This window comes from Paenibacillus sp. FSL W8-0919, assembly GCF_038003785.1.
In the GTDB taxonomy this organism is placed as follows: Bacteria; Bacillota; Bacilli; order Paenibacillales; family Paenibacillaceae; genus Paenibacillus_AQ; species Paenibacillus_AQ lactis.
In genome coordinates this window covers 5,593,436-5,607,159 of the sequence record NZ_JBBOPV010000001.1, presented here as the reverse complement: position 1 = coordinate 5,607,159, position 13,724 = coordinate 5,593,436, and the positions used below count along the sequence as shown (strand labels likewise).

General features: G+C 53.0%; 17 protein-coding genes. 15 read left to right on the top strand and 2 right to left on the bottom strand.

What is annotated here, in order from left to right; genetic code table 11:
• Positions 1-121: 121 nt before the first annotated feature.
• The 3 genes from mntR to NST44_RS25495 all read left to right on the top strand — a co-directional run bounded on the left by mntR (position 122) and on the right by NST44_RS25495 (position 3,231).
• Complete coding sequence (gene mntR / locus NST44_RS25505; RefSeq protein ID WP_007129702.1) at positions 122-547, top strand: transcriptional regulator MntR; 426 nt, start codon at positions 122-124, stop codon at positions 545-547.
• A gap of 116 nt (positions 548-663) precedes the next feature.
• Complete coding sequence (locus NST44_RS25500) at positions 664-2,220, top strand: family 10 glycosylhydrolase (protein ID WP_007129703.1); 1,557 nt, start codon at positions 664-666, stop codon at positions 2,218-2,220.
• A gap of 84 nt (positions 2,221-2,304) precedes the next feature.
• Complete coding sequence (locus NST44_RS25495) at positions 2,305-3,231, top strand: patatin-like phospholipase family protein (RefSeq protein WP_007129704.1); 927 nt, start codon at positions 2,305-2,307, stop codon at positions 3,229-3,231.
• A gap of 63 nt (positions 3,232-3,294) precedes the next feature.
• Here the strand turns inward: NST44_RS25495 and NST44_RS25490 are convergent, their stop codons facing one another.
• Both NST44_RS25490 and NST44_RS25485 read right to left on the bottom strand, forming a co-directional pair.
• Entirely contained in the window at positions 3,295-3,627 is a 333-nt protein-coding gene (locus tag NST44_RS25490) for a hypothetical protein (RefSeq protein WP_007129705.1), read from the bottom strand.
• Between the two features lie 7 nt (positions 3,628-3,634).
• Complete coding sequence (locus NST44_RS25485) at positions 3,635-4,627, bottom strand: DUF1385 domain-containing protein (RefSeq protein ID WP_007129706.1); 993 nt, start codon at positions 4,625-4,627, stop codon at positions 3,635-3,637.
• 155 nt (positions 4,628-4,782) lie between these two features.
• On the opposite strand from NST44_RS25485, the gene NST44_RS25480 reads away from it, so the two are divergent.
• The 12 genes from NST44_RS25480 to spoIIIAF all read left to right on the top strand — a co-directional run bounded on the left by NST44_RS25480 (position 4,783) and on the right by spoIIIAF (position 13,714).
• On the top strand, positions 4,783-5,280 hold the full coding sequence (locus NST44_RS25480; protein WP_007129707.1) for a YqhR family membrane protein: 498 nt from the start codon (positions 4,783-4,785) through the stop codon (positions 5,278-5,280).
• A gap of 77 nt (positions 5,281-5,357) precedes the next feature.
• Positions 5,358-5,804 carry a type II 3-dehydroquinate dehydratase gene (gene aroQ / locus NST44_RS25475; protein ID WP_007129708.1) on the top strand — a complete coding sequence of 149 codons (447 nt, stop codon included), beginning with the start codon at positions 5,358-5,360 and terminating at the stop codon, positions 5,802-5,804.
• A gap of 52 nt (positions 5,805-5,856) precedes the next feature.
• Complete coding sequence (locus NST44_RS25470) at positions 5,857-6,927, top strand: M24 family metallopeptidase (protein WP_007129709.1); 1,071 nt, start codon at positions 5,857-5,859, stop codon at positions 6,925-6,927.
• Positions 6,928-6,987: 60 nt separating this feature from the next.
• Complete coding sequence (efp, locus tag NST44_RS25465; RefSeq protein ID WP_007129710.1) at positions 6,988-7,545, top strand: elongation factor P; 558 nt, start codon at positions 6,988-6,990, stop codon at positions 7,543-7,545.
• Positions 7,546-7,795: 250 nt separating this feature from the next.
• Positions 7,796-9,049, top strand: a complete 1,254-nt coding sequence (locus NST44_RS25460) for an aspartate kinase (RefSeq protein WP_028403693.1) — start codon at positions 7,796-7,798, stop codon at positions 9,047-9,049.
• A gap of 175 nt (positions 9,050-9,224) precedes the next feature.
• Complete coding sequence (locus NST44_RS25455; protein ID WP_007129712.1) at positions 9,225-9,491, top strand: YqhV family protein; 267 nt, start codon at positions 9,225-9,227, stop codon at positions 9,489-9,491.
• 103 nt (positions 9,492-9,594) lie between these two features.
• A complete protein-coding gene (gene spoIIIAA, locus NST44_RS25450) occupies positions 9,595-10,593 on the top strand; it encodes a stage III sporulation protein AA (protein WP_340900956.1) in 999 nt (332 codons plus the stop codon).
• On the top strand, positions 10,586-11,104 hold the full coding sequence (gene spoIIIAB / locus NST44_RS25445) for a stage III sporulation protein SpoIIIAB (RefSeq protein ID WP_007129714.1): 519 nt from the start codon (positions 10,586-10,588) through the stop codon (positions 11,102-11,104). Before spoIIIAA ends, spoIIIAB begins: the two co-directional genes overlap by 8 nt.
• 15 nt (positions 11,105-11,119) lie before the next feature.
• Positions 11,120-11,323 carry a stage III sporulation protein AC gene (spoIIIAC, locus tag NST44_RS25440; protein WP_007129715.1) on the top strand — a complete coding sequence of 68 codons (204 nt, stop codon included), beginning with the start codon at positions 11,120-11,122 and terminating at the stop codon, positions 11,321-11,323.
• 10 nt (positions 11,324-11,333) lie between these two features.
• The gene (gene spoIIIAD, locus NST44_RS25435; protein WP_007129716.1) at positions 11,334-11,723 is read left to right on the top strand and encodes a stage III sporulation protein AD; all 390 of its coding nucleotides are present in this window, start codon (positions 11,334-11,336) and stop codon (positions 11,721-11,723) included.
• 67 nt (positions 11,724-11,790) lie between these two features.
• Entirely contained in the window at positions 11,791-12,951 is a 1,161-nt protein-coding gene (spoIIIAE, locus tag NST44_RS25430) for a stage III sporulation protein AE (protein ID WP_050954025.1), read from the top strand.
• 37 nt (positions 12,952-12,988) lie between these two features.
• On the top strand, positions 12,989-13,714 hold the full coding sequence (gene spoIIIAF, locus NST44_RS25425) for a stage III sporulation protein AF (RefSeq protein ID WP_340900951.1): 726 nt from the start codon (positions 12,989-12,991) through the stop codon (positions 13,712-13,714).
• Positions 13,715-13,724: the final 10 nt, after the last annotated feature.

Genomic DNA, 13,724 nt, shown 5'->3' with positions numbered 1-13,724 from the left:
TGATGGGATATTCAGGGGGCCAGGACTTGCCAACAGGTCTAAAAAACATGTATCATTACAAGAGCAGGTAAATTGAGGTTTTGGTACAGGTTATGTAATTATAGAAGAGAGAGGGAAGAAGATGCCGACACCTAGCATGGAGGATTATTTGGAGCGCATCTACAAACTGATTGACGAGAAGGGATATGCGCGCGTTTCGGATATTGCCGAAGGCTTGGAGGTTCACCCCTCATCCGTCACGAAAATGATTCAGAAGCTGGACAAAGACGAATATTTGATATATGAAAAATATCGCGGCTTGGTACTGACCAGCAAAGGGAAGAAGATGGGCAAGCGGCTCATGGAGCGCCACCATCTGCTCGAGGAATTCCTCGAAATGATCGGTGTTCAGGATGAAAATATCTATAGGGATGTTGAAGGAATCGAGCATCATTTAAGCTGGGATTCCATTACGCGTATCGAAACGCTGGTTGAGTATTTCAAGCGGGACGAGAACCGGCTGCAGGAGCTGCGGGACATTCATAACGAACTGGTTAGCGAATCGTAATGGGGCATCTGTCCGCTTGTGACAGATGTCTTTTTAAACGGGTAGGCATATTGAAGATGTTGGGTTCATAGGTTAGCATTACCTGCAAATTTCATATTTTCGGAGGATTAATAGAAATGAAGCTTCGGCGATGGTTACTTGTATTGATCATGCTGCTATTATGTCTCCCGTCGGTAGTCTCCACAGCACAGGCGAAGTCGGCTGGTATCAGCATACAGCTGGACGGCGTGAAGCTGGAAAGTGACGTATCCCCATACATACTGCCAAAAGTGAACGTGACAATGGTTCCGACCCGGGTCATCAGCGAAGGACTTGGCGCTTCGGTCGTCTGGGAACAGTCCAAACGGACGGTAACGATCCGTAAAGACGGCAACACCCTGCAGTTGACCTCGGGCAAAACCTCCGCATTGGTGAACGGATCAGCGGTTGCGCTGGACGCTTCGGTTCAGATCAAGCAGAGCCGTGTTATGGTACCCCTCCGATTCATCAGCGAAAATCTTGGCTTGAAGGTAGAGTGGAACCAATCGGCGCAGCGGATTTCGCTCTTCTCGGGCTCCGAGGTTACCCCCCCGCCCGTCTCTACGGTCGAAGAGGTAAGAGGAGCTTGGATTTCGACGGTATTTAATCTCGACTGGCCGTCGCCTAAGAGCACGAGCGAACAGCAGAAAGCAGAATACATCGCGCTCCTGGATTCTCTCCAGGAAGTCGGCATCAACACCGTATACGTTCAGGTTCGTCCGGCCGGGGATGCCCTGTATCCATCGGAGCTCGTTCCTTGGTCAAAGGTGCTGACGGGGATACAAGGGGCGGACCCGGGCTATGATCCGGTTGCTTTCATGGTCGAAGAGACGCACAAACGGAATATGGACTTCCACGCGTGGTTTAACCCGTTCCGGGCCAACACCGACGTGCTGACCGCGTCGCTGGATCCGTCCCATGTCGCCCTTGCGCATCCGGACTGGATCGTAAACACCGGCAAGCAGCTGTACATCAATCCGGGAATTCCGGATGCGCGCCAACATATTATCGACACGATCATGGAGGTTGTAGATCAATATGATATCGATGGGGTGCATCTGGACGATTACTTCTATCCGTCCAATACGACCTTTAAAGACGACGCAGCTTACCGCTTGTATAATGATGGTTCGTATACGAACATCGGCGATTGGCGGCGGGCGAACATCAATGATTTTGTAGCTTCTTTAGGCCAATCGATACACGAGTCCAAGCCGGGCGTCGAGTTCGGCATCAGCCCGTTCGGTGTGTGGAGGAACGCCTCCGTGGACAAGACAGGGTCCGATACGAAAGCGGGCGTAACCGCCTACGACAGCATGTATGCCGATGTTAGAGCCTGGATCCAGAATGGCTGGATCGATTACGTTGCCCCGCAGATCTATTGGAGCATGAGCAATTCAACGGTTGATTACGATAAGCTGGTGGACTGGTGGGTGAACGAGGTAAAAGGCACGGGCGTCGATCTGTTGATCGGCCATGCCCCATACAAGCTCGGGACGTCCGAGGTCGGATGGCAGAGCGCATCGGAAATTATCAATCAGCTGAAGTACAATCGAGGATTTTCTGAGATCAAAGGCAGCATCTTCTTCCGTGCGGAGAACATTTTGAGCAATCCGTTAGGTCTTAAAGAGCAATTGCAATCATATTATAAATAAGATTTGGCGCACGTCCTACAGGTATGAATCATCCCCCGCCCTCATACATAGTCATTAGACCATGTGAGGCGGGGGATTTTCTGTATGCAGATCAATGCGGTTTTTGAAGGCGGCGGGGTCAAGGGCATCTCTCTCGCCGGCGCTGTTAAAGCAGCCGAATTGGCGGGGATCGAATTTAGCCGCGTTGCCGGAACGTCCTCCGGATCGATCGTCGCGTCCGTGCTTGCAGCAGGGTACCGAGCGGATGAAATCCGGAAGATCATTGAGGAGACTCCATTTCATACCTTCCTCCAGCGCGCACCGGTGTTCAATGCAAAGATCATCGGACCGGCTTTGAGGGTGTTGATCAAGAAGGGGCTATATTCTGGGGAAGCGCTGGAGAACTGGATCCGAAAAATTTTGCTGGACAAAGGCATATTCACCTTCTCCGATATTCCGGCCGGTAAGCTCTACATCGTTGCTTCGGATATTACGAACGGCAGACTGCTGGTGCTGCCGGACGATTTGCGCCAATACGGCATTAATCCGGCAACGTTTCCCGTCGCCAAAGCGGTGCGGATGAGCTGCAGCATTCCCTATTTTTTCGACCCGGTCATTCTTCGGCTCATAGGCAGAGCAGCTAAAGGGAAATCGTTCGCCGAACAATTTGTATATATCGTGGACGGGGGGCTGCTTAGCAATTTTCCGCTGTGGCTGTTTGACCGTGAATCGAAAGGAGGCCCGAAGCCTCTGCCGGTGCTCGGCTTTCAAATGGTGGGGAAGAACAGCAATTCACCGCATGAAATTGACGGTCCCTTCAGCATGCTGACGGCGATGTTCGAGACGATGCTGTCGGCGCATGATGAGCGGTATATCGAGCAGCAAAACCGCAGCCGCACCATCAAAATCCCGACCCTTGGCATCGGCACGACCCATTTTCACCTGACCAAGGAGGAGAGCATGAACCTGTACAATTCGGGCTTGACGGCAGGCACGCAGTTCTTCTCAAGATGGAAACCCGAACAGATGTGAATAAGTAAACAATAAAGCGCAGATTCCGAGGCTGCTGAAGCCTTGAAATCTGCGCTTTTGCTTCTAGTGATATTTCGGTAGATCATCGGAAGGGTCAGACTTGCCCTTCTGACCGTCGATGACCTGGAACGGATACTGTTTGCGTGTTGCGGATGGGCTTGTTTTTCTCGTCGGTTGGCTCTTGCGCGCCAGCTTGGCCGCGGTTCGCTTGGACGGCTTCACCTTCGGACGCTTGTTAAAGCGGCGGGGCGGAAACTTGTACAGCACATAGACGATTGCGACGATGATGGCCGGAATCAGCACCATCATCCTTGTGCTCGGGCTAATCAGCAGGCCCAAAACGCCTACTGCGGCTAACCCGATAGCCGTCCAAAAAATGATCGCATGCCTTCTCATGGATTCATCACCCTTTCGCGGGATCCAGCACACTTCCTGTCACAGTTTGCGACACGGGAACATTCTCGTATTGGGCATCTAATTCACGCATTCTGTTAAAGGATGCGATGGATACTTCGACTTGGTCATCCGTCGGCTCCTTCGTTGTGAGCAGCTGCAGCCACAACCCCGGGTAACCGAGGAAACGGAGAACGGGAATATCTCGCATGGCATTGGTAAGCTTCAGGAACTCAAAGGAAATGCCGAGCACGACCGGAAGAAGAGCGATTCGCTGGATGATCCGTTCTGTCATCGTATCCCATGGGACAACCGAATATACAACGACACCGAGCACGATGGTCAGCATCATGAAGCTGCTGCCGCAACGGTAATGCAGCCTTGTATACTTCTGCACGTTCTTGACGGTCAGCTCTTCACCGGCCTCATATGCGCTGATCACCTTATGCTCGGCGCCGTGATACTGGAACAGCCGCTTGATGACCGGCGTTTGGGAGATCGCCCATAGATAGACAAGAAGCAGGATCAATTTAATGATACCTTCAATCAGGTTATGCACGATATAGTTATCAAATGTATTCCCGAATAAGAAATCCTCAACAAAAACCGGCACGAGGGTAAAGAGCAGCTTGCCGACGATAAAGGACAGCACGCTGACCGCGGCAACGCCGATGATCATGCTTAGGCTCCAGCCGGATTCTTCCTTCTCCTTCTGCTTCTCACGCTCCTCCGGATCCAGGCTGTCGTCAGCGAATGCATCTGCGGAGTAGTTCAGATGCTTCGAGCCCTTGATGGTTGAATCTATCAGACTGACGATGCCGCGAAGAAGCGGAACCTTCCGCAGCTTCCGTACCCATTCCTTATCCTCGCGAGGCACCTCTAGAAACTTGATCTCATTATTCTTGCGACGAACGGCCGTTACGTTGACATGCTTGCCGCCGAACATAACGCCTTCGATTACAGCTTGGCCTCCATAGCTGATCGGGGTTGACTTTTGGGACAACCAGTTCACCCTCCCTGACATGTTTTTCGTTCTATTAACTATTGTATCGAATTTTGAAAGTAATTTCTAGTTGGATTGACCCGTGGGAAGCGGAGCATACTATCTGCTAAAGAAGGGAAGATGAGCATCGACTACCAAGCGAAGGAGGATTCAACATGACCGAAGGTCAATTTCGACAGGAGAACAAGGTGACGAATCCGTTTTTGTACGCCCTGGAGCTGGGGTATTACGCTGGGCTGATTTGGGGAGCAGTAAGATGGATTTTTTATACGCTGAAATTCACGAGGGTGGTGCCCGGCTTCTTGATGGAGCCCTTCTTCAAGCATGAGTTTCTCGTCACCGCGGCGGGGCAGATTGCGGGCTGGCTGTCGTTTATCGCGTTCTCCGTTATCGCTTCGCTGATTTACGTGTTTCTTTTCCGCAAGCTCAAAGGTCCCTGGCCCGGCATCATTTACGGCGTCATTTGGTGGATCGTGCTTTATATCGCCCTCAACCCTTGGCTCCGGTTTACGGCTCCGGTTAAAAAGCTGACGTGGGATACGAACATATCCGAGTTTTGCATTTTTATATTATGGGGACTCTTTATCGGTTACACGGCTGCCCAGGAATTTACCGACGAACGGATGCGCGAGCCGAAGCAGGTTACGGGTTAAAAACAATAAACTTCTCAATCCGATACCGCCTATGGTAAAATAGCACTTGGTTATTTGACGAAAAGGTGGGAAACCCTATGAAAACCATATGGGTGATAAACGGACCGAATTTAAACCTGCTCGGCTTCCGGGAACCGGGGATATACGGTTCGCTCAGCCTGCAGGCGATCGAGGATAATTTGCGCAAGCAAGCGGATGCTGCGGGGATCGGGATTACCTTCTTTCAGTCTAACCACGAGGGTGCGATCATTGACCGGATCCATGAAGCGATCGGGCAGGCGGATGGAATACTGCTGAATCCGGGCGCGCTGACGCATTACAGCTATGCTGTGCGCGATGCGGTCAGCTCGGCGCGGATTCCCACCGTGGAGGTTCATCTTTCGAACATTCATGCTAGGGAAGAATTCCGTCATACTTCCGTCATTGCGCCTGTTGCTGCCGGTCAAATCGCGGGCTTCGGCGCGGCCAGCTACACGCTGGGCTTGTCAGCCCTTTTACAAATTCTGGAGACCAGGGAGGCATAGCGGCGTTTGGATACCCGCTTTGATCCCGGCATGGGTGAGAGGAGATGGAACAATGAGCAGCAAACGAGTAGCAGGACTGCGCGAGAAGCTCGAGGCCAAAGGCTTGTCGGCCATGCTGATCGGTAGCCCGATCAACCGCAGATATTTGACAGGGTTTACGGGATCCGCAGGATATGTGCTGATCACGAAGGAACAGTCGTATCTGCTGACGGATTTCCGTTACATGACACAGGCTCCGCAGCAAGCGACCGGCTTTAAGGTCATTGAGCACGGAGCGAAGGTTATGGATACCGTAAAAGAACTGCTTCAATCCGAAGGCATTGCCTCGCTCGGTTTCGAGCAGGACCATGTTACATACGGGGTTTATTCCGGTTATACGGAGCAGCTTGCACCGATCAGCCTCGTTCCGGTATCGGGTCTGGTCGAGGAGCTCCGTATCATCAAGGATGCCGAGGAATTGAAGATCATGCAGCGCGCTGCCGATTTGGCCGATGAAACGTTCAGCCATGTGCTCACATTGCTTCAAGCGGGCAAAACCGAGCGCGAAATCGATCTGGAGATGGAAATGTTCATGCGCAGCCGCGGCGCGACTTCCTCCTCCTTCGACACCATCGTCGCTTCCGGAGAACGTTCTGCGCTACCGCACGGCGTTGCCAGCGACCGGGTGATTCAAGGCAATGAGTTCGTCACCTTTGATTTCGGCGCACTCCTGGATGGATACTGCTCGGATCTGACCCGGACGGTAGCCCTCGGCAGCCCGGATCCGAAGCTGAAGGAGATCTATGACATCGTGCTCGAAGCACAGCTGCATGCGCTTGCGCATATCAAGCCAGGCATGACTGGACGCGAGGCCGATGCGCTGGCACGCGACATCATCACCCGGTACGGATATGGCGAGTATTTCGGGCATAGCACGGGACATGGACTGGGCATGGAGGTTCATGAATCGCCGCGACTGTCCAAGGCGAGCGACGATATCCTGAAGCCGGGCATGGTCGTAACCGTGGAGCCGGGCATTTACTTGCCGGGTCTTGGCGGTGTCCGTATTGAAGATGATATTGTGATCACGGAAACGGGTATTCAAATATTGACAAGCTCGTCCAAAGATTACACCGTGCTCTAATGAAAGGCCGCAACAACGAACAAGAATTATTCAAACCGTATCCTTTAGGAGGGAAATTCAGTGATTTCAGTCAATGATTTTAAAACAGGATTAACCGTAGAAGTGGATGGCGATATTTTTACCGTTTTGGATTTTCAGCATGTTAAGCCAGGTAAAGGCGCCGCATTCGTACGCTCCAAATTGAAGAACTTGCGCAACGGCAACACGGTGGAGAAAACATTCCGTGCCGGTGAAACGATCGGACGCGCGCAAATTGACAACCGCGGCGTGCAGTACCTGTATGCAAGCGGACAGGAGCATGTGTTCATGGATAACGAAACCTATGACCAGTTCAGCTTGACCAGTGAGCAGCTGGAATGGGAACTGAATTTCCTGAAGGAAAACATGAATGTTAACATCATCAGCTATCAGGGAGAAATTCTCGGGATCAACCTGCCGAACAGCGTCGAGCTGAAGGTAGTGGAAACCGAGCCGGGAATTAAAGGCAACACAGCGACAGGCGCTACAAAAAATGCGAAGGTGGAAACAGGCCTCAATGTGCAAGTTCCGCTGTTCATCAATGAAGGCGATGTGCTTCTGATCGATACCCGTGAAGGAAAATACATCTCCCGCGCATAAGGCTGGCTTATTAGGCGAAACGATCTAATCGCCCCGCCTCTGCCAATATCTTCTGTTGCAACGCGACTCCTGTACGTCAAGTACGGGAGTTTTTTATATTTTCTAGATTGAAGGGCGCTCAGAGCGGCATTTCTTTCAGACGAAAGCCTTGACGGAGGGTGTTACTTTCGTATTATACTGTTTTAAAGTGAGAAACCATGAACCAATGCACTGGTACATACTGATTATCATGTGGGGAGTGAAAGAGGCATTGTCATTGTACGTTATGAAATTCGGAGGCAGCTCTGTAGGCGATACAGAACGCATGAAGCGCGTGGCCGGACGAATTGTAGAGAAACAGGATGAAGGCCATCAGTGCGTTGTTGTTGTATCCGCGATGGGGGATACCACCGACGATCTGATTGATCAAGCTAAACTATTAAACGAGAACCCGCCCGCACGGGAAATGGATATGCTGTTAACGACCGGAGAGCAGATCTCGATCTCGCTTCTCTCGATGGCGATTCATAGTCTAGGGCGCAAAGCTGTATCCTTTACGGGATGGCAGGCCGGATTCCGGACGGAAGCCGTCCACGGCAAAGCCCGTATTACCGATATATCCCCGGAGCGCGTGCACAAGGCGCTGAATGACGGAAATATTGTCATCGTTGCCGGCTTCCAGGGGATGTCGGAAGAAGGCGAAATCACGACCCTCGGCCGCGGAGGCTCGGATACGACCGCGGTGGCGCTGGCTGCAGCGATTTCGGCCGATGTGTGTGAAATCTATACGGATGTGGACGGGGTATACTCTACCGATCCGCGCGTAGTAAAATGCGCACGGAAGCTCCCTGAGATTTCATACGATGAAATGCTGGAGCTGGCGAACCTTGGGGCAGCGGTGCTTCATCCCCGAGCAGTTGAATACGCCAAACACAATCAAGTGAAGCTTGTTGTTAGATCAAGCTTTAATCATAACGAGGGAACGGTTGTTAAGGAGGAAACGAGCATGGAACAAGGTGTAGTGGTCAGCGGTATCGCATTCGACAAGAACGTTGCCAGAATCAGCATTATGGGTGTTGCCGATACCCCTGGCATTCTGGCGCAGGTGTTCGGCGAACTGGCCAAAGAAGGGATCGACGTGGATATCATCGTACAAAGCGGTGTCCAAAACGGGGAAGCAGACTTTTCCTTCACCGTATCCCTGCATGACCGGGAGCGTGCTTTGTCCGTCATCGAACGGATCCGTGGCGAGCTTCCGTACCGCGACGTAACCTCCGAGGACAATCTGGTGAAGGTATCGATCGTCGGCGCGGGCATGGTAAGCCACCCTGGCGTTGCCGCCCAAATGTTCGACGTGATCTCCCGTCAAGGGGTCAGCATTAAGATGGTCAGCACCTCCGAGATCAAAGTATCCTGCGTGATTGACGGAAGCAATCTCGAAGGCGTCGTTCAAGCACTTCATACGGCGTATGGACTGGACACCGACCAGCAGGCAAGCGTCGGAGGCCCGCAGGTTCGCCGCTAAGTTCATATCATTCTAGTTCGGTTCATAGAGCAAAGACTGTCTCAAGGGCAAATGCCCGGGGGCAGTCTTTTTTTTGTTGTGAGATTCGTGTCTATGAAATAAAAAAATAGAGATAAATTCGGGGATGAATGCATATTTTTAATCATCACGCAATGGAAGAAGGAGGGAGAACTTCATGTTGGACAAGTTCGTCGCCAGCATGGCAACGCTTCGGCTGTTCTCGGGCAGCCTCGAGATCGTTGCTGCGATTGTCATGCTGCGGCTGAATCAAGTAGATAAAGCGCTCGCCGTCAATTCCGCGCTAGCGTTTACCGGCCCGCTCATTCTGATCCTAACCACGACCATCGGGCTTGTAGGTATGGCGGATAAGCTGTCATGGGGGAAGATCGGCTGGATATTGTGCGGGGTTGCCTGCCTCTTATACGGAATCTTAAAAAAATGATAGATTCCCGTCATAAATGCAGGGTACAAGCATACACATGGGATAAGAAATCTTTTTAACAGAAGGCAGATTTTCAAAAAAGGACAACTTGGGGGAAATTGATATGACACTGAATTGGCTGGGGCTGTTTCCCGAATCCGTCAAACGAATGCTGCTGAACCTGCCGAGTGAGCTGCTGGAGCATGTGGAGGAGGTGCGAATCCGGGAAGAGCGTCCCCTCGAAATCAATTCGCAGGGCAGATACCACTTCCTGGATCGAAACGGCGGATTGACGCTGCGGCCGGAGGAGGCGTACAAGCCGACACGGGAGGATACACACAGGCTGCTGGATCTGATCAGTAATCATTCCCTTTACACGATGGAAGAGGAGCTGCGGAAAGGATTCATAACGATCCCCGGCGGGCACCGGGTCGGGCTGGCGGGGCGGACGGTTCTCAGCGGAGGGAAAGTGGAGCATATCCGGGATATCAGCGGCTTTAATGTTCGGATTGCCAAAGAGATCCGCGGGGCGGCCGACGAGATGCTTCCGCATTTGCTGGACCGCAAACGCAAGCGTGTCATGCATACTCTGATTCTTTCTCCTCCTCAGCATGGAAAGACGACGCTGCTTCGGGATCTGGCCCGGCAAATCAGCTATGGCCAGTGGGGGGCAGGGACCGTTCGATGGCCTGGCATGAAAGTGGGCATTGTGGACGAACGCTCCGAAATCGCCGGCTGCCAGCGGGGGGTTCCCGGGTTCGATGTCGGTCCCAGGACGGACGTGCTGGACGGTTGCCCCAAAGCAGAGGGCATGATGATGATGATCAGGTCCATGTCGCCGGACGTTCTCATTGTGGACGAGATCGGCCGGGCCGAGGATGCGGAGGCAGTTGTTGAGGCGCTCCATGCCGGCATAAGCGTCATCGCCACGGCTCACGGCTCTTCCGTCCAGGACATGCGGGGACGTCCTGCTCTGTCGGGACTGATCGAGAATCGAATGTTTGAAATGTACGCGGTTCTCAGCCGCACCGGGGATGCAAGGTCGTTCAAGCTTTATGACGGAGGGCAGCGAACGCTTCAGTCCGCTCCCAGCGGTCCGCCTGGCGGTGATGCCTATGCTTAAACTGGTAGGTGCTTTGCTCGTCATTGGTGCAGGAACGCTCGCAGGCTTCTATCAGGCCCAGCAGTTTGCGGTCAGACCAAGGCAGCTGCGGGAGCTGATACTGGCGCTCCAGCGGCTTGAAACCGAGATCAGCTATGGCTTTACGCCGCTTCCGGATGCACTGGAACGAATCAGCGCCTCTCTCCGGGATCCACTGAAATCCTTGTTCGCCCAAGCCGCGCAGTATATGAGGCCGGATTATGGCTTATCGGCAGAGGACAGCATACGCAAGGCTCTGGAGGATTACTGGAAGCGGACTTCCATGAAAAACGCCGAGAGGGAAGTGATGGAACAGCTCGGCGGCGTACTTGGCACCAGTGACAGGCAGGACCAGATGAAGCATATTGCGCTGGCCGCCCAGCAGCTGAAGCATGAAGAAGAGGCGGCAAGGGATGACCAGGCGAAATATGAAAAGATGAGCAAAAGTCTGGGGCTGTTAATTGGAGCATTGATCGTCATTTTGATCTTTTAGCGAGGTGCCAAGGAAATGAACATTGAAGTCAACGCCATCTTCCAGATCGCCGGGATCGGCATCATCATCGCCATGATTCATACGGTCCTGAAACAGATGGGCAAAGAGGATATGGCACACTGGGTGACTCTCATCGGTTTTGTGGTGGTGCTGTTTATGGTCGTAAGGCTGCTCGATGATCTGCTTAAGGAAATCAAAAGTATTTTTCTATTCCAGTAGGTGGACCTTTATGGAAATTATCCAGGTGGTAGGCCTCGGTCTTATCGCTACCGTACTGATTCTGGTCGTCAAGGACCAGAAGCCGTTATTTGCCTTCCTACTCGCCGTGGCGACCTCCGTCATGATCTTCCTGTTCCTGATCGGAAAGATCGGCGACGTGATCCGGATGCTGGAGGATTTGGCCGAGAACTCCGGCGTCCAGATGATCTATCTCAAAACGGTGCTGAAGATTATCGGGATAGCCTACATCGCTGAAATGGGGGCGCAAATCGTAAGGGATGCCGGTCAGGAATCGATCGCTTCCAAAATAGAACTGGCGGGAAAAGTGCTCATATTGGTACTCGCTGTACCGATTATCGGGATCATCATCGAGACGGTCCTGAAGCTCCTCCCGGCATGATTAAGGAGGGAGGGGCGTGGCACATGCAGGATCATCGAGGAGAACCGGTTTATACAGGCTGATCGTAATGCAGCTCATGCTGCTGGTGTCCGGCATGTTCATAAGCATCGCCCCTGCAGCCGCTGCCGAAAATCCTGCCGGGGACTTGGTAACGGAGCAAACGGAGCAGCTTCCGACCGAGCAGGTGGAGAAATATTGGGAGCAATTGATGAAGGATTACGGCGGATTCTTTCCCGAGGGCAGGACGCCGTCCCTGATGGAAATGCTTCTTCCGGGCGGCGATGGCTTCAGCTTTAAAGGCATCATGTCCGGCCTTGGAAAGTATCTCTGGCACGAGGTGCTGTATAACGGAAAGCTGCTAGTAACGATCATCATGCTGAGTATCATGAGCTTGATCCTGGAAAACTTGCAGACGGCCTTTGAGAAGGGCACCGTGAGCCGGGTAGCGTACACGATCTGCTACATGGTTGTGCTGGTCATTGCGGTCAACAGCTTCAGCGTCGCGATCGGCTACGCCAAAGACGCGATCACCGGCATGATCGACTTCATGATGGCGATGCTGCCGCTGCTCTTTGCCCTCATGGCATCGATGGGCAATGTGGTGACCGTCTCGGTCGCGCATCCCTTGGTGATCTTCATGGTACATACGGTGGGAACCTTGATTAGAACGATCGTATTTCCGCTGCTCTTCTTCTCGGCACTTCTGCACTTGGTCAGCTCGCTGTCCGTAAAGTACAAGCTGACCCAGCTTGGCAATCTGCTCCGGGGCATCGCGATGGGCTTCCTGGGCGTCATGCTGACCGTCTTCCTCGGCGTCATCTCGGTGCAGGGCATCACGAGCTCCGTGACGGACGGGGTCACGATCCGAACGGCCAAGTACGTAACCGGCAACTTCGTTCCGGTGGTGGGAAAAATGTTCGCGGATGCGACAGATACCGTAATCTCGGCATCGCTGCTCGTTAAAAATTCAATCGGTCTGGCAGGGGTCATCATCATCTTGTTTCTCTGCGCATTTCCGGCGATCAAGATTTTGACCCTTGCCCTGATCTACAATCTGGCGGCAGCCGTCATGCAGCCGCTGGGCGACACGCCGATCACAACCTGCCTGCAGGCGATCGGCAAGACGCTGCTGTACGTATTCGCCGCACTGGCTGCCGTGAGCATGATGTTTTTCCTGGCGATTACGATTCTGCTTACCGCAGGCAATATAACGGTCATGATGCGGTGACGACGGGCTTGCCGGCCAAGGTAAGGGGGGATGATCGATGGACTGGCTTTCGGATTGGCTCAAAAATGTCATCATGGTCGTGCTCTTCGCCGCTTTCGTAGACCTGATTCTTCCGGGGAAAGCACTCGAGAGATACGCGCGACTGGTTCTGAGCCTGATCATCCTACTTACGCTGCTCAGCCCGATCATCCGCTTGCTGACAGACCCGCCGGAACAACGGCTGGCCCAGGAACTGGAGCGGCAGGAAAAAGGGCTCCCGCAGGAGATGCAGCTGGAATCCATTCTGGCCCAAGCCGAGAAGCTGAAGGATGTGCAGCAGAGCCAGAGCCTGGAGTGGGCCGGCAGCGAGCTTGCCCGCGTCATGAAAGAGGAAATCGCAGCCGAGACGGGAGAAGCGGTGCAAGAGGTTGAGGTCGTGCTGGCAGCAACCCGGGCGGAGGACGACTCGTATACGGGAGCGGATATCCGCTCCGTGGATGTGAAGCTAAGCGGACCATCCGATGCTGCCGTTTCCGAAGAGGGCTCCGGGGCGAAAGAGCCGATTGGGATAACCCCTGTCGAATCGATTGAAGTAAATTTAGAGTCCGGCACAACGGATAACAATGGCAGTCAAGCGCCGTCTCAAGGTCGCGAGGCAGTAAGCAAAGATTACAAAGCACGAGAGGAACAGATCGTCAAATACATCAGCCAGAGATGGGATCTTAACCCGGATCTGATTACGATACATTTGCCGGAGCATGGGCAGGATGACAAAAAGTTATAACGGAGGTGAG